Consider the following 22146-nt stretch of genomic DNA (forward strand, 5'->3'; position numbering starts at 1 on the left):
CAGGGATTGGCGATTATGGGTTCGACACAAAAACGTGAGGCCATGCGTATCAAGCGGAAAAAACGAATCCGGAAGAAGGTGCAGGGTACGCCCCAGCGTCCGAGACTGACGGTTTTCCGCAGCGCACGGCACATATATGCGCAAATCATTGATGATACCCGCGGTGAGACACTGGCTTCGGCTTCCACAATGGAAAAGCAGGTCCGGGATCAGGGCAAATACGAAAATAAGGTGGCTGCTGCCGATGAAATCGGCAAGCTTCTCGCCCAGCGGGCTTCAGGCAAAGGCATTACGTCGGTGGTTTTTGACCGCAACGGGTACATGTACCATGGCCGGGTTCGGGCTGTGTCCGAAGCGGCGCGAAAAAACGGGTTGGATTTTTAATAAAGAGAATAAGGAGGCGATCCCTTGCTCAAGAAGGAAACAGACGAGAACTTGTTTATTGACAAGGTCGTTCATATCAGCCGCGTGGCCAAAGTGGTCAAGGGCGGCCGGCGGTTTAGCTTCAGCGCCATGGTCGTCGTTGGCGACGGACAGGGCAATGTGGGCTTCGGTCTTGGAAAGGCCCATGAAGTGCCCGAGGCCATTCGCAAAGGCGTTGAAAAAGCGAAGAAAAGCATGATAGCCGTGCCTCTGGAGGATGGAACGATTGCGTATTCGGTCAATGGCAGATTCGGTGCGGGATCGGTTTTTTTAAAGCCAGCGGGAAAGGGTACCGGCGTGATTGCCGGCGGTGCTGTCCGTGCGGTTTTGGAAGCCGTTGGGATTCGCAACATCCTGACAAAATGCATCGGTTCAAACAATCCGCACAATGCAGTCCGGGCTACCATGGACGGTCTTGCCCAGCTTCAGAGCAGGGATCAGGTGGCCAGCAAGCGCGGGATACAGGCAGAAGAACTTTCGATATAAGGAAATTTGGCAAATGGCCGACTTACTCAAAATCACCCTTGTTCGAAGCTATTATGGCCGCCCTGCCAAGCATCGCAAAATTTTGCAGGGCATGGGGCTGACCCGGATGCACAAAACAGTGGAACTGGTTGATACTCCAGCGATTCGCGGCATGGTCGGCAAAGTTTCGCACCTGGTTCGCGTAGAGGGACAATAATCATGAGATTGCATGAACTCATACCGGAAAAAAGCAGCACGAAAAATCGGAAACGACTCGGCCGGGGAGTGGCCTCGGGTACGGGAAAAACCGGGGGCAGAGGCACCAAGGGCCACAACAGTCGTTCCGGTGGCGGTGTACGCCCTGGCTTTGAAGGCGGCCAGATGCCGCTTCAGCGGCGCCTGCCCAAGGGCGGATTTTTAAATCCGTTTAGAAAAGATTATTCCGTGGTCAATGTCCGGGATCTTGGACGCTTTTCCGAAGGGAGCACCATTGATCGCGAAGCTCTGATTTCAGCAGGCGTGATCAATGGGAAAAACAAACCCGTCAAACTGCTGGGGCAGGGGGAGATCAGCACTGCAGTCAATGTACGCGTGGCGGCTGCGAGCAAAAGTGCCAGAGAAAAGATCGAGGCGGCCGGCGGCAAAGTTGAGGTGGCATAAACATGGCTGCGACGGGTCCGGGCGTACAGAATATATTTAAGATACCGGAGCTCAAACGCCGGATTCTGTTTACCCTGGCCCTGCTGGGGGTTTACAGAGTCGGTGTGCATATTCCGACACCGGGCGTTGACGGAGATTCCCTGGCCGCTTTTTTCGCCCAGCATCAGAATACCATTTTCGGTATTTTTGATATGTTTTCCGGCGGGGCCCTTGAGCGTCTTTCGGTTTTTGCCCTGGGGATTATGCCCTACATCAGCGCCTCGATTATCATTCAGCTGCTCACTGTGGTGATTCCGCATTTGGAACAGCTGAAAAAAGAAGGCGAGCAGGGAAAGAAAAAAATAACCCAGTACACACGCTATGGTACGGTGGCGCTGAGTTTGATCCAGGGATTCGGCATCAGCATCGGGCTGGAGAACATGACCTCGCCCGGAAATGCGCCTATTGTCATTGAACCGGGCTGGTCTTTTCGTCTCATGACCATGATCACCCTGACCGCCGGAACCGCTTTTATCATGTGGCTCGGCGAGCAGATCAGTGAGCGCGGTATCGGAAACGGTATCTCTCTGATCATTTTTGCCGGAATTGTCGCGCGCCTTCCTGTTGCCATCGGCAACACGTTTCGCATGATGACCACCGGTGAAATGGGGGTTTTTGGCGTTATCATTCTTTCGATCCTCATGGTGGGGGTTGTGGCGTTTATCATTTTCATGGAAATGGGCCAGCGGCGCATTCCGGTGCAATACGCCAAGCGGGTGGTCGGTCGCCGGATGTACGGCGGGCAGAGTACGCATCTGCCGCTGAAAATCAACACATCCGGTGTGATTCCGCCTATTTTTGCATCGTCGCTGATCATGTTTCCCTCCACTCTGGCCAGTTTTTTCTCCGGCGTCCCGTGGATGGAGACTGTTTCCAATGCCCTGATGCCCGGTTCCCTGATTTATGAATTGATGTTTGTGGCCTTTATCTTCTTTTTCTGTTATTTTTACACCGCCATTGTCTTTAATCCTGTAGACGTGGCAGAGAACATGAAAAAGTACGGCGGCTACATACCCGGCATACGGCCGGGAAAGCGGACGGCCGATTATATTGACCGGGTTTTGACCCGCATCACCCTCGGAGGAGCCTTGTATGTGTCAGCTGTCTGCGTGCTGCCCTCGATTTTGATGACCAAGTTTAACGTCCCGTTTTATTTTGGCGGCACTGCGCTGCTGATTGTGGTTGGGGTTTCCATTGATACGGTCCGGCAGATCGAGTCGCACCTGATTACCAGGAATTACGAAGGATTTATGTCTCCGGCGGGCGCAAAGCGCAAGGGCCGGTAACAGCAGAAGCGGGGGATTTGCATGGCAAAAGAAGAAGCCATCAAGGTTCAGGGCAAGGTTATCGAAACCCTTCCCAATGCAATGTTTAAGGTGGAACTGGAGAATAAGCATATGATTCTTGCGCATCTGTCCGGTAAGATGCGGATGCATTTTATCAAGATTCTGCCCGGGGACAATGTGACTGTGGAGCTTTCCCCTTATGACCTGAGCCGGGGACGGATTACATACCGCACCAAGTAGCAGACGCGCCGGCGGCTGCAAACATGTTTACATGGATTGACAGGCAATGCACACGAGGAGCAATTATGAAAGTCAGAGCATCTGTAAAAAAGATATGCCGTAATTGCAAGATTATCAAGCGCAGGGGTACGGTCCGGGTGATTTGTATCAACAAGCGGCACAAACAGCGGCAGGGATAATAAGGAGGCGAGCACATTGGCACGTATTGCAGGAGTCGATTTACCGAAAAACAAACAGATACTCATCGGCCTGACCTACATTTACGGCATCGGCTACTCCACTTCCAGGGAGATTCTGTCCAGGCTCGGCATCGACGAGACCATCAAGACAGACAGCCTGACTGATTCGGACATAAACCAGATCCGCCGGATCATTGACAATGATTACAAGGTTGAAGGGGAGCTGCGCACTGAAATCTCCATGAACGTCAAGCGTCTCATGGATCTTGGCTGCTACCGGGGACTGCGGCATCGCAGGGGGCTTCCGGCACACGGCCAGCGGACCTCTACCAATGCGCGAACCCGAAAGGGCCCGCGCCGGGCTGCAGTGAAGAAAAAGGGCGGAGTCAAGAAAAAGTAATTGAAATTTATGTAAAGGCGAGAACCGATGGCGAAACGAAAAGCAGTACGCACGAAAAAAAAGGCCAAAAAAAATATTGCAAGCGGTGTCGTGCATATCCATTCCACCTTTAACAATACCCTTGTGACAATAACCGATCCCGGGGGCAATGTGATTTCCTGGTCGAGTGCCGGGATCAACGGCTTTAAGGGCTCGCGGAAAAGCACACCGTTTGCCGCCCAGCAGGCTTCTGAGGATGCGGCCAAAAAGGCCATGGAACACGGCATGAAAAACGTCGAGGTCTACGTAAAAGGCCCCGGGCCCGGCCGGGAATCGGCTCTTAAGGCATTGCAGGCCACTGGTCTGAATGTGGCCCTGATCAAGGACGTCACGCCGGTGCCGCACAATGGCTGTAAACCGCCCAAGCGTCGCAGGGTTTAAGCGCTGCGCAATCGCTGAAACGTATTGCAGAAAGAGCAAAGAGCTGTTTCTGCCTTCATTTGGAACTGAACCGACAAAACCGTTTGTTTCCCTTTCTTGGTTGGCATAGGGCAAACGGTTCTTTCGATCGAATTATATATCTCATCCAAGGGAGGAAGCATTGTCACGATATCGTGGATCTGTATGTCGGATATGCCGCCGGGAGAACTTGAAGCTTTATTTCAAGGGTGATCGGTGTTATTCGGATAAATGCGCCTTTGACCGGCGCAGTTATCCACCGGGACAGCATGGCCAGCGGCGCGGGGGAAAAATCTCCGACTATGGACTTCAGCTTCGGGAAAAACAAAAAGTCAAGCGGGCTTACGGCTTGTCGGAAAAACAGTTCCGGCTGTTTTTTGAGCGCTCCGAGCAGAAAAAAGGGGTTACCGGAACCAATCTGCTGGTGATGCTTGAATGCCGGCTGGACAACGTCGTTTATCGTTTGGGTTTTGCCAGTTCCCGGGTCCAGGGCCGTCAGCTGGTCAAGCACAGTCATTTCCTCATAAACGGCCGGAAGGTCAATATTCCTTCTTACCAGGTAAAACCCGGAGATGTGGTTGAAATCCGGGAAAAGAGCCGCAATGTGGCAGCTATCAACGAGGCCATCGAATCCATGGTGCGCCGGGGTATGCCCCAGTGGCTGGAACTGGATAAGGAGGCGTTGAAAGGCAGCGTGAAAACCTTGCCGGTTCGCGACGATATCACCATGCCGATCCAGGAAAATCAGATTATTGAGTTTTACTCCAAGTAAACTTTGGGAATTCCGGCATGCCGAGCCTCAAGAGGCGTTGCCGGTCTGATGCAGGACAACTGAAATCTGATTTGGTGCGACTCCTGACTACCCGGAACCAAGGCGGATGGATATCAAACAGGTGGGAGAGTGAAAATGCCCTTGAACGAATTGACATATATGAACTGGCGGGACATGATCCGGCCCGGCAGGGTTGAGATCGACCAGCAGACAGCCACCTATGGCAAGTTTGTCTGGGAGCCGCTGGAGAGGGGATTTGGCATCACCATCGGCAACTCCCTGAGGCGGATCATACTTTCGTCACTTTACGGCGCTGCTATCACTTCGGTCAAGATCGAAGGGGTGATGCACGAATACAGCGCTGTTCCAGGGGTTTTGGAAGATGTCTCGGAAATCATGCTAAACCTCAAAAAGGTTCGGGTGAAAACCGATGATGCCGAACCCAGGACCATGACAGTGGAAGCCCAGGGCGAGCGGACCGTTACGGCCGCCGATATCGTCAGCGGAGACGGCCGGGTTGAAGTATTGAATCCGGCACAACATATCGCCACGCTGACCTCTGAAGGCAACCTGCAGATGACACTGACGGTACAGGCCGGCAAGAGCTATTCCCTGGCCGAGGCCAACCGGGACCAGGAGGCACCTGTTGGCACATTGCCCATTGATGCGATCTTTTCACCCATTTACCGGGTCAATTACCTGGTGGGCAACGCCCGGGTGGGACAGCGGACCGATTATGACAAGCTGACAATGGAAATCTGGACCGACGGATCGGTCAAGCCCATGGATGCCATTGCCTATGCGGCCAAGATCTTAAAAGAGCAAATGCATTCATTCATCAACTTTGATGAAGATCAGGAACCTGCGCCTCCGGATGAATCCCAGGAGGAATCCACGCCGCAGTTCAACCCGAACCTGTACCTGGATGTGGATGAGCTGGAGCTTTCCGTTAGAAGCGCCAATTGCCTGAGAAATGCCAATATCCGGAAAATTTACCAATTGGTCCAGAAGACCGAAAATGAGATGCTGAAAACCAAAAATTTCGGCCGCAAATCCCTAAACGAGATTAAGGAATTGTTGTCCGAGATGGGGCTGTCGCTGGGTATGAAACTGGAAGGATTTGTGCCCCCGGACGATGACCAGGATCAGAAAGAGGAATAAGATAGCCATGCGACACAAAAAAAGCGGAGTCAAATTAAATCGCACCAGCAGCCATCGCCAGGCCATGTTTCGCAACATGGTCACCTCCCTGCTCAAGCACGACCGGATTAAAACCACGGATGCAAAGGCCAAGGAGCTTCGCCGCTGGGCGGACCATATCATCACCCTTGCCAAGCGGGGAGATTTGCATGCCAGGCGCCAGGCCCTTTCCATCGTAAGGGAAAAGGCCGTGGTACACCAAATTTTTGCCGATGCACCCAAGCGTTTCGGCGACATCAACGGCGGTTACACCCGGGTGGTGAAACTCGGCTGCCGGCCCGGCGATGCGGCACCGGTCTCGATGGTGGAACTTACCGGTGAAAAGCCTGAGGCAGCTTCCTCCTAATTATTGCGCCGGACTTTCCCGGACTTCCCCGGACTTCTCATGATGTCGTCAGGCAGTTGAATCCGGATTCAATAATTGTGGCCCCGGTTTAACATTTGGTTAAACCGGGGCTTTTGTTTTGTCCGGATTTCCAGTGTCCCTTCATGAATCCGGATCCTGGCGGCCCCTTGCCTGTCTGTTCGCAAAATCTTTATATTGCGCTTTTTATACCGATCCAGTACTGATTGCGACGGCATTTGATACCGTCCCTCCCTTACGGGTATAATAATGGTTTTCGGATCCACGACATCGAGGAACCCGGATGTTGAAGATGTTTTGCTGCCGTGATGAGGGGCGATCAATATATCGGCCTCTGCCTTTTCCCCGGCTTGCTGGACGACCAGGCCTTCTGCGCAGGCCTCTATGTCGCCGGGAAACAGTATGGCTTTGTCATGGTATCTTATGCGTACCACCAGGGCGCAGTTGTTGGCGCCGCTGCAAGGCGCACATGCAATTTCGGCATCAGGGTGCGGGAAAAGGATTTCAAATCGTGCTCCGTTGATTTTTCTGGCGGCATTGACATGATCCAGGCGCGGATGGGGAATTTGTTTTTTGTTTATAATTTCCTGAAATTTTTTGTATCCGCTGGTATCCGCACGGATGTGGGTGCTGATGATTTCATGGACTTGAAAATGGTTTAATATATAGAGCAGTCCGTTTAAGTGGTCTGAATCCGGGTGGGACAATACCACCGTATCAATGGTTCCGATTTTGCGCTGCCGCAGATAGGGCGCCAGAATACGGGCGCCTACGTCAAACAAGGAATTGTCTGAAAACCCGCCCCCGTCAATGAGCATGGTATAACCCTTTGGAAATTCCACCAGCGAGGCATGACCCTGGCCCACATCCAGCACTGTGACCCGCAGATCCGAATGCCAAAGTCGTTTGTGCATCCAGTATCCGGCATCTGCGGCAGAAACCAGAAAAACCGGGACAAGTCCGATAGCCGCGAATTTACGGATTCCCGTGGTTTTTCCCCGCCATATCAGCCCCAATCCGGCGAGCAGTCCGTATGCGCAGATCACTTCCGGCACTGTCGGGGAAAATGTCTCAAAGGCGCCCACCGGAGAATCTGACATCATTTTTATCAATGATATAGCCGGACCCAGAAGCCAGTGGGCGCAAGCCAGCAACCACACGGCCAGGGTGCCGGAAACCGGAAAAATCATTGCGCCGGCCAGGCCCAGGGGCACCACCATGAATCCGATCCATGGCACCAGGATCAGATTGGCAATCACTCCCAAAAATGTAGCCTGTTGAAAATGATGCATCACAAGGGGCAGAGTGCCGGCAATGGCGAAAACCGAGATCAGCATAAAATTCTTGATCCGGCCAATAACTCGGAGACTTTTTTTTTCAGGGCCTCCCCCGGGTTTGAAAAACAGGTAAATTCCGTAAAAAATGGCGGATACAGCGGCAAAGGAAAGCTGGAAGGAAACGGAAAAAATGCTGGGCGGGTGAATTGTGCAGATGACAAAAGCAGCCACTGCAAGGGTGTTGACGCGGTGGTAAGGCGCGGCCCGGGCGATGGCCGTAAGAAAGATCGCAATCATGACAACAGCCCGCTGGGTGGATGGTGAAAATCCTGAAAGCATTGCATAGCAGATCACCGGCACCAGCGTCAGCATTGCGGCAAGCTTGAAGGCCAGGCCGGTGTAAAGAAAAATCCGGAAACGACTGATCATCCATTTAAACACCATGAATGCACACACGGAAATGATCCCCATATGGAGCCCGGATATGGCCAGCAGGTGACTGACTCCCGCCCGGTTAAAGGATTTTTGCAATTCAGGGGAAATCCTGTGGCGTTTGCCCACTACAAGGGCAGAGAGCACGGCCCCGGCATCATCGGCGCCTATGCTTGAAACCGTTTTATCCAGCCGGATTCGCAACCGGTGTATTTGATTTTGAAAACCGGGTTTTTGTGCGGATGGCGGCGCTTCTTTCACCCGTTTTCCGCTTGTGTACACTGCCGCCCAGATATTTTGGTCAGCCATGTACTGCCTGTAGTCAAATCCGCCGGGATTGTTGAAATTGTGAAACGGGCGAATTAAGGACCGGAACCGGACACGATCACCGGGAGATAACTTCGGGGTTTTTCCGTAGAAGGCGGCCTGAATGCGGCCGGCAGGTTGGTAAAGCGCGCTTTTTTTACCGGAGATTTCCAATTGATCCAGTACGCACCGGGTGCGGAAGGCCTCCATGCGTGGCGGGCCGGTAATTGTGCCGCAAATTTTCATGTAGCCTGAATCAAAAAGGGGCTTTGTTTCAGGCGGGGGAAAGAAAGGAGTTTGCCAGGCGGCAATGGAGATCACGCCAAGGGCGAAAAACAGTAAGAGCGGGCAAAAAAGTGCTGGCTTGTGACAAATCACCCGCCGGGTCAGGTCAAATCCGGCTGCAGCAGCAGCAACCCAGGCCCCGGTGAACAAAAAGGGCAGGTCAGACAGACGGCCGGCGATCAGGCCGGCCATGAAGGCAAACAGCAGGGGGATCAGGGGCAGGCGGTAGAAATGACCGTCTTGTAACTCCCGTCCTGCCATGGGATGCTAATTTCTCGGTTCTGTGCGGCCGGATGCCGGCTCCGTGCCGGGGCCATCTGCGGTTTTTGGCTTTGGCCGGACCCGTTTAATGTCTGCCCCGAGGCTTCGGAATTTGTCCTCAAGGGCAGCATAGCCCCGGTCCAGATGATAAACCCGGCTGATGCGGGTGGTGCCTTCGGCCACCAGTCCGGCAAGAACCAGGCAGGCACTTGCGCGCAAATCAGAGGCCATCACCTGGGCCCCGGACAGGCGGGCAGCGCCGCGGACCATGGCATGATTGCCGGATACCTGGATATCGGCGCCCATTCGCTGGAGTTCCAGAACGTGGATGAAACGGTTCTCAAAGATGGTTTCCGAAATCATGCTCAGGCCGTTGGCAATGCACATCAGCACCATGAACTGGGCCTGCATGTCCGTTGGAAAGCCGGGATAGGGCAGGGTTTTGATATCAACACTGGTAACAGGGCGGCGTCCAGTTACCATGACAGCCCCGTCGCTGGTGTCCACCTCTGTCCCTGTTTTTCTGAGCTTGGCAATCACGGCTTTCAGATGGGATGCATCGGCGTTTAAAATCCGGATGCAGCCGCCTGTCAGGGCGGCTGCTACCATATAGGTGCCCGTCTCTATCCGGTCGGGAATCACACGGACCGTGGCCGGATAAAGCCTGTCCACGCCTTCAATGGTAATGGTGGAGGTGGCTGCGCCCGATACCCGGGCGCCCATGGCATTTAACATGTCTGCCAGGGCAGTGACCTCGGGTTCCTTTGCAGCGTTTCGCAGAACCGTTGTTCCCTTTGCCAGCACAGCAGCCATCATGAGATTTTCAGTGCCGGTAACAGTGGGCACGTCAAAAAAAATCTCATTGCCAGTCAAAGATTCGGCTTCGGCCTGTACATAGCCGTGTTCCAGGGTAATGCGGGCGCCGAGCCGGGAAAAGCCCTCCAGGTGCATATTGATGGGTCTTGCGCCGATGGCACATCCCCCGGGAAGGGATACCCGCGCCCGTCCAAGCCTTGCCAGCAGAGGGCCGAGCACCAGCACCGAGGCGCGCATCTTGCGCACCAGTTCGTAGGGGGCCTCCACATCATTGAGGCCGGTGGTATCCACTATCAGCCCGTCCGGGCTTTCGGTGATTTGCGCGCCAATGGTGCAAAGCAGCTGGCGGATGCTTTCAATGTCTTTTAAATCCGGGATATTGGTATAACAGAACCGGCCGCCGGTCAGAAGGGAAGCGGCAAGCATGGGAAGCGCGGCGTTTTTGGCCCCGCTGATGCGGACCTCTCCATCCAGACGCTGTCCTCCCTGGATTACGATTTCATCCAATACAAACTCCTTTGGAAAGATATAAAAAAGCGCCGCACATCCGGTGTTTGTCCGGCAAACAGACCGTGTGCGGCGCTTGTGGCAAAAATGAAAACCACCCCTGTTGCAGGGCCTTTTTCAAAGGCTGTTAGTGATGTCCGTGGCCGCCTTCTCCTGCCTCGTCCGCGGCGGTATCAATGAGTGACTTGATAACGCAATAGGTCATGCCGGCGCCGATAATGCTCAATGCATACCACAGACCGCCCATGAAAACCAGATGTGAAATATCCCATGCCCATTCAAATGCAAACGGAAACATATTTGGCTCCTTTTGTTACCGGTGCGCCTATTGGCCCGGGTTGAGTTCTTTTTCGTGGGGAAACACCGGCAGATACCGGTGTGCCAGGGAAATCAGGATAGCCCCGTATGCAACGGGCAGGATGGTCGTGGCCACTTCCTGCCAGGTGGGCATGTACATGTACCAGTCGTGGAAGGGCAGAAGCGGTGCGGCCATGACCTGCAGCACCATAACCCAACGGTTGATGCAGACGCCCAGCACTGCCAATATGGCGGCAGTCACCAGCAACTTTTTGTTTTCCCGGCCCTTGCGGGTGATTAAAATCAGGGCCGGCACAATGCCGCAGATGACCAGTTCAGCAATGAGAATCCAGATGCCGTATACCGGGTTGTTGGAGTAAAAATCCATGAGGGAAAAGCCCTTGGAGGGGGCTGTCACAGCCGCCCAGTACCAGGTATCAGCGATCTTGGCAATCATGTAGGTCAGAAGCATCCATCCCGAGATCTTGGCCAGGAGCTGAAAGGCCTCTGGCCGGACCAGTTTCTTTTGGGTGATTTTTTCGGTCAGCCATGTGATCAGCATTGTAAAGCAGGGGCCGACGGCTGCAGCCGACCAGGTAAACAGGAAAAATGTCCACGGCCAGATCAGCAGGCCTTCACGAAAGGCAAAAGGACGGCCGTAAAGAACGCCGGCCACGCCGCCAAGAGAACCCTGGTGAAAAAAGGACAGAAACACGCCTGTGGCGGCAAACACGGCCATGACTTCATGCAGGTTATGGCTTAAGTGATGGAGAAACGGAATCCGGTCAAGCTTGGGATTTTCCAGCACCAGGGGGATAAACTCGATGGTGAGTACGGCAAAATAGCACGACAGGCAGAAAGCCACTTCAGTGAGCATGGAATGCACATTGGCATGCCAGAAGATAAACCATCCCCGCAGGGGTTGGCCAATGTCGAGGGCCAGGATCAGCAGCGCCGAACTGTAGCAGATAAAACCGATAATCACGGCATAATTGATGATGCTCTTGAGTTCCTTTTTGCCGATGATATAGGTCAGAAAACCGGTAAAAAAGGCACCGCCGCCCAGGGCGATTACCGCCAGGTCCGCCCAGATCCACAGGGCAAAACCATAGGCGTCATTCATACCGGTCTGATTCAGTCCCTTGTACCATATCAGAAACATGGCATAGACGCCCCACAAAAGCACGGCGCCGACTACTGCCAGCCACAGTGTAAATTGTCTGGTGGGACATCGTTTCACACCTTCGGGAATCGCTGGTGTCGTCATGATCAGTTAACTCCTTGGTGTTTGGTAAAAATTAATGGGTTGCCGCTGCCTTGCGGGCTTTTTCCCGGATCTGTTCGGGGTTTTCACCTTCCAGGTAATTATCTGCCTTTCTTCGGACCCAGCTCTTTGAACTCAGGTAATAAACCTTGGGATTGGTGTTGAGCCGTTCCAGCAGGCGAAACGCGGTTTTGCTTCGGCTCAGGCTGTAGACCGCATGTTCGGGATTGTGCAGGTCCCCGAAAGCAATGGCATTGGTGGGGCAGGCCTGGGCGCAGGCGGTCTGGTATTCATCTTCGTGCAGTTCCTCCCTGCCTTCCACATACGCCTTGTCACGGGCTTTTTGGTATCGGTGGTAGCAAAAAGAGCATTTTTCCACCACGCCCCGCATGCGGGCGGATACATCCGGATTGAGGTACTTTTCCATGTCCGCCGGCCATTTGGGATCCCACCAGTTGAATTTCCGGGCATGATAGGGGCAGGCGGCCATGCAGTAGCGGCAGCCGAAGCATCGGGTATAGATCTGGCTGACAATGCCGGTGGTCTGGTCATAATCCGTGGCAACTGCGGGACAAACCGAAACACAGGGGGAATGGCCCTCCATGTGCTGGCCGTCACACTGCATGCAGGGCATTGGAATGTAGCAGACCTGAGTGTCCGGAAACGGCTTTCCATTGTCCACCTTCATTACACGGATCCAGTTAAGACTCCGCATTTTGTCGGATTCATCCTGCCTGAACGGTACGTTGTTTTCAGCATAACAGGCCACCATGCAGGCGCCGCATCCGGTGCATTTGTCCAGATCAATGACCATCCCGTATCGTTTTGTCTTGGTATGTTGGGGTTGCTGTGTCATCAAAAGACCTCATTATCGGGTTATATGTCAAGGATGATGGCGATATCAGGCTTTGGCAATCGCGGCTCTGGCCCCCCATGCGGCATTGAGTCCCGAGGCGGGGTCGGCTGCCGGTGCAATCAGGCTATAGACATTGGCGCCCTTGCCGGCGATGTAGTCGCTGAATCCGGTGCGTCCAAGACCGGCGGGCATGGCCACCAGACCCGGCATGATGCCTTCGAACAGGTTGACCCGAACTTCGGCCCGGCCTGCCTGGGTTTTTACCGTTGCCTTGTCTCCCTGGGAAAGTCCGTACTCGGATGCAGTTTTGGGGTTGATCTCAACAAACACATCGTTTTCCAGAACCACATTTGCATCCAGGGTTTTGGTCATAAAGGGCGTGTTGGCCACGGCACCGTCGGAGATACGCATGGAAGTGTACGGGACCAGAACCAGGGGCAGCTTGTCAATGTTGCCGGGCAGCTCGATTTTTTCAACACCGGCTTTTTTGTTTCCATTGCCGTTCATTGCCGCAAATTTCGACATTGGAAAAAATTCAAACCGTTGAGAAGACGTGCGGAAGATTTTATCCAGGGAGGTATCCCGGGACCGGGAATCGCTCCAGAACCCCTTTTTTTCAAGGGTTTTCCACTGATCCGAGAGGCTTTTTCGGAGAAAATCCTCATAGTTTTTCCAGGGAAAGGCATTTTCAATAAAACCGCCAAGGTTTTTGGCGATTTGGATGACCACGTCCGCCATGTGACGGGTGTCATACTGAGGCTTGACAACCGGCCGGGCCAGGCTGACCACTGTGTGGGCCATGCCGCGGGGCGTTGGAACATCCTGGTAGCTTTCCAGGAAATGGGGATGGGGCAGCAGCAAATCGGCCTGCTCTGCGGTTTCGTCAATGAAGGTGGAGAAACTCACGATAAAGGGAATTTTTTCAAAAGCCTTTTGGGCAGCCCGGGGGTCAGCCAAGGTATAGAGCGGATTGCCACCGGCCACAAGAAGGGCCTGGACCGGAGAATCACCTTTTGCCGAATTAATTGCTTCAGGCAGCCGGTTTGGCAGGTAGCGCGTATGGGCAAACTTTTCAGATCCAGCACCATCCACCCGGGGGTGCTGGTTGCCGGCAGAGGCGGTTTTGTCGATTTTCATTTCCGTCCAGCTCAGATAATCGGGCTCATCAATGAGAAAAACCCCTCCGGGTTTCTGGAAATTGCCGGCCAAAGCGTTTAGCGCAAATACGGCAAGCGCTTGATCCAGGCTATCCGGAGCTGCACTGCCAAGGCCGCTGACAGCAACGGGACGATGCGCCCGGGCAAAAGAGCGGGCCAGCGATTCAATAACCTTTTCAGACAATCCGGTGGCTTTCGCCACCTTGTCCGGGGAGTGATCCTGCACCAGGCTGCGGTAGCCGGGGTGTGTATTTCCGGCATCATCCTGCCAGTCTTCAAATGCAAAGCCGTGGTTGTCAATAAACGCTTTGTTATAAAGCCCGTCGCGGACAATCACATGGCCGAGGCCCAGGGCCAGGGCGGTTTCGGACCCGGGTTTGGCGGGTACCCACTGGGCGGCTTTGGCAGCGGTATCCGATAATCTGGCTTCAATTTGAACCAACCGGGTTTTTTTGTCCTGTTCACCGAAAGCCGACATCACCTGTCCGGCTGTATCACAGCCGTCCATGAGCGCGCACCCGAAGCTGAGAATAAAGTCGGCCTTCCTGAAATCATAGCCGATGGTGCCCTGCCGGCCGCAGGAAAGGTACAGAGCCAGTTCCTGGGCGTCTGCTGAAGAAGGCGTGCGGATGAAGTTGGGTGAGCCGTAAGCTTGTAAAAACCGGTCCATAAGATATGATGAACCGTTCCCGTCCGTATCCGAAATGCATGCCACGGTATGGGGCTTGCCCCGGGTTCGCAGCTCAGCCAGTTTTTCAGTGACTGTTTTGATGGCTTCGTCCCAGGATATTTTTTCCCATTTGCCCTGACCGCGTTCACCGGCCCGTTTCATGGGGCCCTGGATTCTGGAAGGGCCGTAGAGATGCTGGGTGGCGGAAATGGCCCTTGGACAGAGACTGCCGTTGTTGACCGGATGATCGGGCTGGCCTTCGATTTTAATGGCCCTGTCGCCGATGGTGCGGACCGTTATACCGCATCCGCCCGGACACTGGGTGCAGACCGATTTTACGAATTTGCTCGGGCCGTCTTCTGGTACCGGCGTCCAGGGCCAGTTCTGGGACCAGATGGCGATGTCGTCGGTGAGTTTCCATGGCACCGGGGTCAATGTTGTCCCCACGGCTCCGCCGATGACGAGCGACAAAAAACATCTGCGATCGATTTTCATGAATCTACCCCTTGTCTGTATATCCACATCGCGTCTGTGAGATTGGTGTTTCCTGCAAAATCTATTTATGGCACTGGAAGCAGTTGCCTTTGCTGCCGGTTTCTTTCAGGTGGCATTCAGCGCAGTCGTTCATTTTCTGGCGGCGGCCGCCATGGTCGGGCTCGCCCAGGCGCAGCATGCTTTTGCCCCAGATGTCCCGGCTGTAGCCGGTAAGCCGGTTTTCCTGATACTCGCGCAGGGATGTGGAGTTTTTAATATCCCCGTGGCAGGTGGCACACTGCATATCCGCGCCCCTGACATGGGCGGCATGAGAGAAAAACACGCAGGGTGGCTGCTCGGCATAAATCAGCCAGGGCACTTCCTTGTCCTGGTTGACATATTCGTCTATGAATTTTTGTTCGTTTTCATTGCCGGTCATGGGGTACATATGGCAGCTTTTGCATTCTTCCAGGGTGGGAGATCCGGAAAAACTGCCGTCTTCTCTGAAGAAATGGCAGGCGTTGCACTGGCCGCCCATCTGCTCGAGATGGACCTGGTGGTTGAAATCGATGGGCTGTTGCTTGGTGGAGTACAGCAGTTTTGGAAAGGCGACCCATCCCGAGATGATGCTTGCGACCAATCCGATCATGAAGAAAACAAATACCACCCAGCCGGAGGAGCGGTTGCCGGCGGCGGCCGTTTGGTTGTCCGATTGTGTGCTCATGGGGACTCCGTCAAAACTGTTTGGGGTTCATCGGAAAATGGACAATACCACTCTTTATAATGGATATATGTAAAGATCCGGAACAGATTTGATCAAGACAAATCCAATATCGGGTTTGAGCAAAATTGTCAATGAAAATAGCAAATGCGTTCTGCGTGAAGACAGTACATGGGCTATTGGTAGCTGTGCAGGCCGGGAAGCAAATTGACCCCGAAGTAGGTAAACAAAACAGCCACAAACCCGAGACACGACAGATAAGCAATGCGCCTTCCCTCCCATCCCCGCATGAACCGGGCATGCAGCAAAGTGGCATAGATCAGCCAGGTAATCAGCGACCATGTTTCTTTGGGGTCCCAGCCCCAGTAACGGCCCCAGGCCTGATCCGCCCAGATGGCGCCGGTGATAATACCCACGGACAGCAACAAAAAACCAAAGGCGATCATCTGGTGAGTCAGCTCATCCATGGTCTCTGCGTCCGGAAACCGTCCAATGGTTCCGGTATCCGGGCTGGCGGAAGCCGATTTGATCAAATACATGATGCTGATGCCGCAGGCAATGGCAAATGCGGCATATCCCAGAAAGCAGGTGATGACATGGGCAATGAGCCAGTTGCTCTGCAGGGCTGGAATCAGGGGCTGGATCTGGCTGTCCACCGAGGGCAGCGAGGCATAGGCCATGGCCAGAAACGGGACAATGGAGGCAAATACGCCGATAGTGCGGACTTTGTAGCGGTATTCCACCACCAGATAGATCACGGCAATGCACAGGGCAAAAAACACCAAGGACTCATAGAGGTTGGACAAGGGTACATAGCCGTAGCCCATCTGGTGGGATTCCGCCCATCTGAGCACAAAACCCGCGGCATTGCCTGCGGCCGCGGCGATCAGCACCCCTGTGGCCGTTTTTCCCGGCAGGGATTTTTTAAATATCCAGGCGGCAACATAGAGAATAAATGCCAGCCCGTAGACAAAAGTGACAATGGTGAATACGGTTTCGCTGTTTGGCATGGTTTGTCCTGTGCAGTATTTGACCGTTTGGCACGCGGTTATCCCGCGGTGCGTTGGTTTGTCTGATTTTGAAGCTTTGCGGCCAGGCGCCGCACTGCGGTTTTGATGCCGGGCCGCTTGCGCTCAGAGATGCCCCCAACGGCAACCCGGACACCGGTGTCACTGTCCTGAACCTCGATGCCGATTTTCTGCTGAAACATGAAAAATGTCACGTAACAGGCCAGAATCATCAGGGCAAAACTGACATATACCAGCGGAACCCCCGGGTCCCGGGTCACCTGCAGGCCGGTGTAGTAGGTGTACGCCACGTCTTCAATGGATATGGCATAATCCCCTCCCCGCATCCGGTCGAATTTGGGATAGTTCACGGGCAGCAGCACCGGCCGCTGTTCTCCGGATGCCGGCTTCAGGCTTGCCAGAAACGCCGGGCCCACATTGTGGCCCCTGAAAGCAAAATTGCCGGAAAAATCCTCCACAGTCAATTCCCCCTTACCTGCGGGAAGATCCACTGTTTCTCCCATGACTCCCTGTTTTTCAAACCGCATCCCGGATTGAGTATCGGTAAACACGACAGTAAATGCTTCAGCGGCATTTTGTCCGTAGGAGGACTGGAAAATGTTGATGCCTTTGTAGCGAAGCGGGTCATTGACCCGCAGCCGGTGCGTTTCGACCACTTTTTCATCTTCCATGATCGCGATGTCTGAGCGGTATTCCTTTGGCCGGCCGGAGGGGTAGTGGGAAACTGTGAAATCATCGCAACGCACGGAAAAATCCAGCTGACGGGTCTCATCGGAATGGCGCAGGGTGATGGTCCGGCGGGCCTCGCCCTCGGGTACGTTCATCATCCCCTCAAAGCCGAACAAAGATCCGATCAGACCGCCGATGACCAGCAGGACCACGCTCAAGTGAACGCCGTAAACCCCCAGCCGGGTCCACCGGCCCCTTTCCCCGAAAATCCACCAGGAACCGTCCTCCTGCCGGGTCTGCACGTGAAAATAGCGTTTTTGCATGTATCGTTCAATGGTGTCTTTCAGATCCCCGGCCGGGGTGTCTGGCACTTGCCATTCGATGCGGCCGGCGGCCTTTTTAAACCGTTCGGGGTTGAAATGGGTTTTTTTGGGGAAAATGACTTTCCAGGTGGCTTTGAGCCGGCGCACCGAGCAGACCACCAGATTGATGACAAGCAGGCACAACAGCAGCCGGAACCACCAGGACTCGTACATGTTAAAGATGCTGAGCGAATCGAGCACGGAATAAAGATCCGGCCCGAATTTGCGGGCGTATACGGACGGATCCGCGTTCTGGGGAATGACCGTACCGATAATGGATGTGGCTGCCAGACTCAGCAGCAGCACCACGGAAAGCCGTACTGAGGCGAAAAAATCCCACATCCGGTCCATGAAGGCGGCCGGAGTGGTTGAAGCGTGTTTCTGGCTGTTCATAAAAGGCCCTTTGCAAAGATTAAATCAAGCGCTTGTCCGGATGCAACACGCGCATGGCGGATTTGTTTCGCGTCGGTTTGCAACCTCATACCAGATCCGTCCGACCCAGGCAATAGCGATCGGAAAGACGCGGGCATTTTTTTTATCCGGCTGCAAGCCGGGTATTGCTGCTTGGTTTTATCATCCGGGCGCTTATGAAAGCGGTTTTTTGAGATGGCCGATATCCTGCCAGTCCAGGCCCAGAAGACCGGCTGCGGCCCGGTCCACGGCCACTGGGTCAAGCCCGGCGATGAGTTTCCCAACGGGCGGATCGCACTGCCTTCCGCCCAGGTGGGAGTCGGCCATGCCCACCGAGGCATCAACCAAACTCAGATCCGGCTGCCGGTAACGGTTTAAATCGGAAATGGCTTCCTGGAGGCGGCTGTGCAAAGCCGCCTTATTCCATGTGCCGCCGCCGGAGTAATGCGACGGCGGGGCAAATCCCATCATGTTTTTCAGCGTTCCGGTCACCTTGGCCAGGGTGTGGACCTTTAACACGGGAACGGAAATGATAAAACAGGACAAGGCGATCTCCGGCATCCAGAACTCGGGCAGGCGCCGGCAGGCCGGGTTTTTCATCTTTTTGAGGGTTTCGGTGTTTAAGTCGGCCAGCCGGATTTGTTTGCGTGCAGCCAGCCGGGTATATCCCAGAGTCTCAAAAACGGCCATGGTGTCACAGGACGGATCTCCGGTGCCTTCGGCAATGATGATTTCAGCATCCGGATTGCAGGCACGCACGACATCGATAATCGCCTCGCAGCAAATGGGCGATGTGGTCACCGGAAACGGGGTGTCGGTCACCAGGTTGGGCTTGATCAGGATCCGGTCCCGGCCGGCCAGTACAGGGTTTGCCCCAACCCGGGCAAGGGCTTCGGGCACGGATTTGTCATATGTGGTAAAATCCACAATTGCCGTTGTCATTATTGATCTTCCGGTTCGGGCGGCCCGTTGTCTGCATCCCCGGGTTCCGGAAGGATGCGGATATCGGCTGCATGCGCCGGTTTTAGCCATTTTCGGGCCGTCTGATTGATTTCCTCGACGGTGATACAGGTATAATCCTCCAGCAGGGTGCGGCTCCATTGAAGCTGCTCCGGATGGCGTCCTGCGCCCTTGAGTACCGTGTGCAGCCAGTACTCATTGGTTTTGACCTGTTCGCGGATCTGGGTGAAAGTCGGTTCCAGGGCACGCTTTAATTCATCTTTCGTGGCGCCGTTTGCCTGAAGCTCGGCGCCAATGTCGGCCATGGCCTTCTCAACGGCATTGATTTTATCCGGATCAATGACCGCATAGCCGGTGAGCAGTCCGTAATCCGTATATGCCCGGCTCGGGGAATGGCTGGCGCCCTGGGCATAAGAAGCCCCGAGGTTTTCCCGGATCCGTATCCGCATGCGGTCGGAAAAAATGTCAGCAAGAACAGATAGCCGCCGGGCCTGATGAATATCCCAGATATGGGTGGTGGGATAGGCCCTTACCAGCAGGCCTTTGGAAATGCGCGTGGGCACGGAAATTTCAATCTCCCGGTTTTTGGGGAAATCGGGGACGTTTACGGGCTCAGACTCCCGGAAATCCCTTCTTTGGGGCAGGGCGCCGAAAAAATTGCCTGCGGCATCAATGACAGCATCTTCGTCAATGTCGCCCACCACGGCGATCTCGAGGGGGCCCTGGCTCAGGGCAGGGGTGATCCAGTTGCGGATATCATTTATGCGCACCCGGGAAATGGCCTCCGGGCCCGGAAAGCCGAACCGGCCATCGCCGCCGGCCAGGAATTTTTGGCCTTTGATGGCCATGGCGCCCTGGACCGAATGAGACAAAGACCGGTATTTCTGCGTCAGCTGCCGGGCGCTCCGCCGCAGGGCCGTCTGACGATATCCCGGGTCCTGGATGTAATGATATAACAGTTGAAACATCAGCTCGGTTTCATTCGGCACCGATCTGGCGGAAAACACGAACTTGTCTTCTTCCACGTCAAAGGAAACCCGGGTGGTGGTGCCGGCAAGGACCCGGCTGAGTTCGTCATCTGAGAGTTTTCCCAGTCCGCCGGAATTGATGACCCGGTCGGTCATCTCCGAAAGCGCGGGCATGTTCTGTGGCTCCGAGGACTGGCCATGGCCGAAGCTCACGGCCGCCAGGACCTGGTTGGCGGTAAAATCGGTTTCTTTGACCAGCAGGGTCACCTTGTTTTCAAACCTGACACGGGTCACCCCGGTTTCATCCATTTTCGTCCGGTCCTCGATCACCGGTGATCCGGACGGTGCCGGCAGATAGGGAAAGGCAAGGGCGTCTTTCGCATCCGGTCCCTGTACTTCAGTCTGCCGGCTTTGCCGGTAGGCCGCAGCGATTTTCTTTTTCCCGGTTTCAGCCTCTTGTGCCAGATCCGCATTTCCGGTCACCAGCACCAGCCGGTGGGATGGGGCCCATTGGTTTTTAAACATTTCGTGCAGTTTTTCCGGCGTGGCGCTCTCGATCACCGGCTGGAGCAGGTTTCGGCGCTGAGTCGGGGACTGGAAAACACGTTTGGCATTCAAATGGTGAAGGAGTTGGCCGGCAATCTGCCCGTTTTCACGGGTGGGAGCGTTTTTGACCGCCTGTTGCAGGTCATTGGCAAATTCCTTTTTTGCACGGTTGACCTCGGCCTCTGTAAATCCGTGCTCCAGGGCCCGGCGCAGGGTTTGCTCGATCAGGGAAAGGCTTTCCTCCCAGTTTTCAGGATCGCATTTGGCACTGATTTCCGCGGCTTTGACAAATTTGAGATAATGGCCGGAGTATATGTCGGCCCGGGTAAACGGCGCGTCCTGCTCGTTGCGCAGCCGATCCAGGCGGTGGCCGACAATGCTGTCAGCCATTTCCGACAGCAGTTGTTTTTGCTGATACTCCCTGCTGTCCGCCGGTTGCGGGGTGCGGGTGAGGGTTTCAATGGCCACATTCGTGCGGCCGGCTTCGGGTTCGTGATGGTAAAAAGTCTTCAGGCCGTCATGATCAAAGTGGTCAAATTCCGGTTCCGGTTTTTCCGGAGCTTTCGCGGCAAGGCCGGAAAAGCGTTTTTCAATCAGGTTTTCCATGATCCCCGGGTCAAAATCGCCAACGGCAACCAATGTGAGCCGGCCCGGGCGGTACCAGGTATGGTAAAAGGTTTCCAGCATTTGCCGGTCGATGTTTTCAATGGTCTGGCGGGTACCGATGGGCATGCGCCCCGCAATTCGGGTTTCGGGCAGCTCAAATCGGAAGGTTTCTTTAAAGGTCCGGTAATCCGGGGTGTCCCGGGTCCGTTTTTCAGCCAGAATAACGGATCGCTCCTTTTCGATTTCCCCGGGTTCCAGCAGGGCTTCTGATGCGAAATCGCGCATGACCAAAAGCCCTTCATCGATATCTTTTTTATCGCCCCGGGGCAGGTCCAGATCATAGGTGGTGTTGTAAAAACCCGTGCGGCCGTTGACATCCGGGCCGAATTTCATGCCGATGCGCTGGAAGTACTTCACCAGCTCGCCGGATGGAAAGTTGCGGGTCCCGGCAAAAAGCATGTGTTCGAGAAAATGGGCGATCCCGCGCTCCTCCGGGGATTCGTGAAATGAGCCGGCATCCGCGTTCAAGTGCATTTTCACCCGGCCTTCGGGCTTTTGGTTTTCCATGAGCACATAGGAAAACCCGTTGTCCAGTTTTCCGAATATAAGCTCGGGATCAGGGGATAGATTGCTTTGTTCGTGAGCCCAGTGCCCGGTATGGTTCTGCTGGTTTTCGGGTTGCCCCGGGCCGGAAGGCAGGCCACGGCAGCCGGCGGCTGTCAGCATGGCGGCCAGTAAGCTGAAAAGAAGAATTTTCCACGCAGGTTTCATTGTTTTTTTCACGGCAGCTTTCCTGTATTGTGAATG

The 22146-nt window shown here is 54.6% G+C and carries 23 protein-coding genes; 12 read left to right on the forward strand and 11 right to left on the reverse strand.

Going from position 1 to position 22146, the window contains the following annotated elements:
- The first annotated feature begins 15 nt into the window (after window positions 1–15).
- The 12 genes from rplR (at window position 16) to rplQ (ending at window position 6448) form a co-directional block, all read left to right on the forward strand.
- Entirely contained in the window at window positions 16–384 is a 369-nt protein-coding gene (rplR, locus tag HNR65_RS11230) for a 50S ribosomal protein L18 (protein WP_181551601.1), read from the forward strand.
- Between the two features lie 24 nt (window positions 385–408).
- Entirely contained in the window at window positions 409–909 is a 501-nt protein-coding gene (gene rpsE, locus HNR65_RS11235) for a 30S ribosomal protein S5 (RefSeq protein ID WP_181551602.1), read from the forward strand.
- A 13-nt stretch (window positions 910–922) separates the two neighbouring features.
- Window positions 923–1105 (forward strand): 50S ribosomal protein L30, encoded by a 183-nt coding sequence (rpmD, locus tag HNR65_RS17815; RefSeq protein WP_220128371.1) that lies wholly within the window; start codon window positions 923–925, stop codon window positions 1103–1105.
- A gap of 2 nt (window positions 1106–1107) precedes the next feature.
- Window positions 1108–1548, forward strand: coding sequence for a 50S ribosomal protein L15 (rplO, locus tag HNR65_RS11245; protein ID WP_181551604.1), 441 nt, complete (start codon window positions 1108–1110; stop codon window positions 1546–1548).
- A 2-nt stretch (window positions 1549–1550) separates the two neighbouring features.
- Entirely contained in the window at window positions 1551–2873 is a 1323-nt protein-coding gene (gene secY / locus HNR65_RS11250) for a preprotein translocase subunit SecY (protein WP_181551605.1), read from the forward strand.
- Window positions 2874–2894: 21 nt separating this feature from the next.
- The gene (gene infA, locus HNR65_RS11255) at window positions 2895–3113 is read left to right on the forward strand and encodes a translation initiation factor IF-1 (protein WP_181551606.1); all 219 of its coding nucleotides are present in this window, start codon (window positions 2895–2897) and stop codon (window positions 3111–3113) included.
- A 65-nt stretch (window positions 3114–3178) separates the two neighbouring features.
- Entirely contained in the window at window positions 3179–3292 is a 114-nt protein-coding gene (gene rpmJ, locus HNR65_RS11260) for a 50S ribosomal protein L36 (protein ID WP_181551607.1), read from the forward strand.
- Between the two features lie 16 nt (window positions 3293–3308).
- A complete protein-coding gene (gene rpsM / locus HNR65_RS11265; RefSeq protein WP_181551608.1) occupies window positions 3309–3692 on the forward strand; it encodes a 30S ribosomal protein S13 in 384 nt (127 codons plus the stop codon).
- 27 nt (window positions 3693–3719) lie between these two features.
- Window positions 3720–4112 carry a 30S ribosomal protein S11 gene (rpsK, locus tag HNR65_RS11270; protein ID WP_181551609.1) on the forward strand — a complete coding sequence of 131 codons (393 nt, stop codon included), beginning with the start codon at window positions 3720–3722 and terminating at the stop codon, window positions 4110–4112.
- Window positions 4113–4272: 160 nt separating this feature from the next.
- A complete protein-coding gene (rpsD, locus tag HNR65_RS11275) occupies window positions 4273–4902 on the forward strand; it encodes a 30S ribosomal protein S4 (protein ID WP_181551610.1) in 630 nt (209 codons plus the stop codon).
- 135 nt (window positions 4903–5037) lie between these two features.
- Window positions 5038–6063 carry a DNA-directed RNA polymerase subunit alpha gene (locus tag HNR65_RS11280; protein ID WP_181551611.1) on the forward strand — a complete coding sequence of 342 codons (1026 nt, stop codon included), beginning with the start codon at window positions 5038–5040 and terminating at the stop codon, window positions 6061–6063.
- Between the two features lie 7 nt (window positions 6064–6070).
- On the forward strand, window positions 6071–6448 hold the full coding sequence (rplQ, locus tag HNR65_RS11285) for a 50S ribosomal protein L17 (RefSeq protein WP_181551612.1): 378 nt from the start codon (window positions 6071–6073) through the stop codon (window positions 6446–6448).
- A gap of 68 nt (window positions 6449–6516) precedes the next feature.
- Here the strand turns inward: rplQ and HNR65_RS11290 are convergent, their stop codons facing one another.
- From HNR65_RS11290 to HNR65_RS11340, 11 genes are all read right to left on the reverse strand, one after another.
- Window positions 6517–9027: a DNA internalization-related competence protein ComEC/Rec2 gene (locus HNR65_RS11290; RefSeq protein WP_181551613.1), complete on the reverse strand. Its 2511-nt coding sequence runs from the start codon at window positions 9025–9027 to the stop codon at window positions 6517–6519.
- Window positions 9028–9033: 6 nt separating this feature from the next.
- A complete protein-coding gene (gene murA / locus HNR65_RS11295) occupies window positions 9034–10350 on the reverse strand; it encodes a UDP-N-acetylglucosamine 1-carboxyvinyltransferase (RefSeq protein WP_181551614.1) in 1317 nt (438 codons plus the stop codon).
- Window positions 10351–10477: 127 nt separating this feature from the next.
- Window positions 10478–10648, reverse strand: coding sequence for a hypothetical protein (locus HNR65_RS11300; protein ID WP_181551615.1), 171 nt, complete (start codon window positions 10646–10648; stop codon window positions 10478–10480).
- A 27-nt stretch (window positions 10649–10675) separates the two neighbouring features.
- A complete protein-coding gene (qrcD, locus tag HNR65_RS11305; RefSeq protein ID WP_181551616.1) occupies window positions 10676–11914 on the reverse strand; it encodes a menaquinone reductase integral membrane subunit QrcD in 1239 nt (412 codons plus the stop codon).
- A 31-nt stretch (window positions 11915–11945) separates the two neighbouring features.
- Complete coding sequence (gene qrcC / locus HNR65_RS11310; protein WP_181551617.1) at window positions 11946–12767, reverse strand: menaquinone reductase iron-sulfur cluster-binding subunit QrcC; 822 nt, start codon at window positions 12765–12767, stop codon at window positions 11946–11948.
- 45 nt (window positions 12768–12812) lie between these two features.
- Window positions 12813–15089 (reverse strand): molybdopterin-containing oxidoreductase family protein, encoded by a 2277-nt coding sequence (locus tag HNR65_RS11315; protein WP_181551618.1) that lies wholly within the window; start codon window positions 15087–15089, stop codon window positions 12813–12815.
- Between the two features lie 61 nt (window positions 15090–15150).
- Window positions 15151–15792, reverse strand: a complete 642-nt coding sequence (gene qrcA, locus HNR65_RS11320) for a menaquinone reductase multiheme cytochrome c subunit QrcA (RefSeq protein WP_181551619.1) — start codon at window positions 15790–15792, stop codon at window positions 15151–15153.
- 173 nt (window positions 15793–15965) lie between these two features.
- Complete coding sequence (gene ccsB / locus HNR65_RS11325) at window positions 15966–16799, reverse strand: c-type cytochrome biogenesis protein CcsB (RefSeq protein ID WP_181551620.1); 834 nt, start codon at window positions 16797–16799, stop codon at window positions 15966–15968.
- Between the two features lie 38 nt (window positions 16800–16837).
- The gene (gene resB, locus HNR65_RS11330) at window positions 16838–18241 is read right to left on the reverse strand and encodes a cytochrome c biogenesis protein ResB (RefSeq protein ID WP_181551621.1); all 1404 of its coding nucleotides are present in this window, start codon (window positions 18239–18241) and stop codon (window positions 16838–16840) included.
- A 192-nt stretch (window positions 18242–18433) separates the two neighbouring features.
- Window positions 18434–19201: a DUF362 domain-containing protein gene (locus HNR65_RS11335; protein ID WP_181551622.1), complete on the reverse strand. Its 768-nt coding sequence runs from the start codon at window positions 19199–19201 to the stop codon at window positions 18434–18436.
- A complete protein-coding gene (locus HNR65_RS11340; protein ID WP_181551623.1) occupies window positions 19201–22122 on the reverse strand; it encodes a M16 family metallopeptidase in 2922 nt (973 codons plus the stop codon). The genes HNR65_RS11335 and HNR65_RS11340 overlap by 1 nt, the downstream gene beginning before the upstream one ends.
- Window positions 22123–22146: the final 24 nt, after the last annotated feature.

The organism is Desulfosalsimonas propionicica, assembly GCF_013761005.1.
Taxonomy (GTDB): Bacteria; Desulfobacterota; Desulfobacteria; order Desulfobacterales; family Desulfosalsimonadaceae; genus Desulfosalsimonas; species Desulfosalsimonas propionicica.

What these genes read in the sequence shown, in the direction of transcription:
- HNR65_RS11315 (WP_181551618.1), bottom strand. Translation starts at nt 15,089, where the DNA reads ATGAAAATCGATCGCAGATGTTTTTTGTCGCTCGTCATCGGCGGAGCC.
- HNR65_RS11300 (WP_181551615.1), bottom strand. Translation starts at nt 10,648, where the DNA reads ATGTTTCCGTTTGCATTTGAATGGGCATGGGATATTTCACATCTGGTT.
- rplO (WP_181551604.1), top strand. Translation starts at nt 1,108, where the DNA reads ATGAGATTGCATGAACTCATACCGGAAAAAAGCAGCACGAAAAATCGG.
- qrcA (WP_181551619.1), bottom strand. Translation starts at nt 15,792, where the DNA reads ATGAGCACACAATCGGACAACCAAACGGCCGCCGCCGGCAACCGCTCC.
- ccsB (WP_181551620.1), bottom strand. Translation starts at nt 16,799, where the DNA reads ATGCCAAACAGCGAAACCGTATTCACCATTGTCACTTTTGTCTACGGG.
- HNR65_RS11280 (WP_181551611.1), top strand. Translation starts at nt 5,038, where the DNA reads ATGCCCTTGAACGAATTGACATATATGAACTGGCGGGACATGATCCGG.
- rplQ (WP_181551612.1), top strand. Translation starts at nt 6,071, where the DNA reads ATGCGACACAAAAAAAGCGGAGTCAAATTAAATCGCACCAGCAGCCAT.
- rplR (WP_181551601.1), top strand. Translation starts at nt 16, where the DNA reads ATGGGTTCGACACAAAAACGTGAGGCCATGCGTATCAAGCGGAAAAAA.
- rpmD (WP_220128371.1), top strand. Translation starts at nt 923, where the DNA reads ATGGCCGACTTACTCAAAATCACCCTTGTTCGAAGCTATTATGGCCGC.
- secY (WP_181551605.1), top strand. Translation starts at nt 1,551, where the DNA reads ATGGCTGCGACGGGTCCGGGCGTACAGAATATATTTAAGATACCGGAG.
- rpmJ (WP_181551607.1), top strand. Translation starts at nt 3,179, where the DNA reads ATGAAAGTCAGAGCATCTGTAAAAAAGATATGCCGTAATTGCAAGATT.
- qrcC (WP_181551617.1), bottom strand. Translation starts at nt 12,767, where the DNA reads ATGACACAGCAACCCCAACATACCAAGACAAAACGATACGGGATGGTC.
- qrcD (WP_181551616.1), bottom strand. Translation starts at nt 11,914, where the DNA reads ATGACGACACCAGCGATTCCCGAAGGTGTGAAACGATGTCCCACCAGA.
- HNR65_RS11290 (WP_181551613.1), bottom strand. Translation starts at nt 9,027, where the DNA reads ATGGCAGGACGGGAGTTACAAGACGGTCATTTCTACCGCCTGCCCCTG.
- resB (WP_181551621.1), bottom strand. Translation starts at nt 18,241, where the DNA reads ATGAACAGCCAGAAACACGCTTCAACCACTCCGGCCGCCTTCATGGAC.
- HNR65_RS11335 (WP_181551622.1), bottom strand. Translation starts at nt 19,201, where the DNA reads ATGACAACGGCAATTGTGGATTTTACCACATATGACAAATCCGTGCCC.
- infA (WP_181551606.1), top strand. Translation starts at nt 2,895, where the DNA reads ATGGCAAAAGAAGAAGCCATCAAGGTTCAGGGCAAGGTTATCGAAACC.
- rpsK (WP_181551609.1), top strand. Translation starts at nt 3,720, where the DNA reads ATGGCGAAACGAAAAGCAGTACGCACGAAAAAAAAGGCCAAAAAAAAT.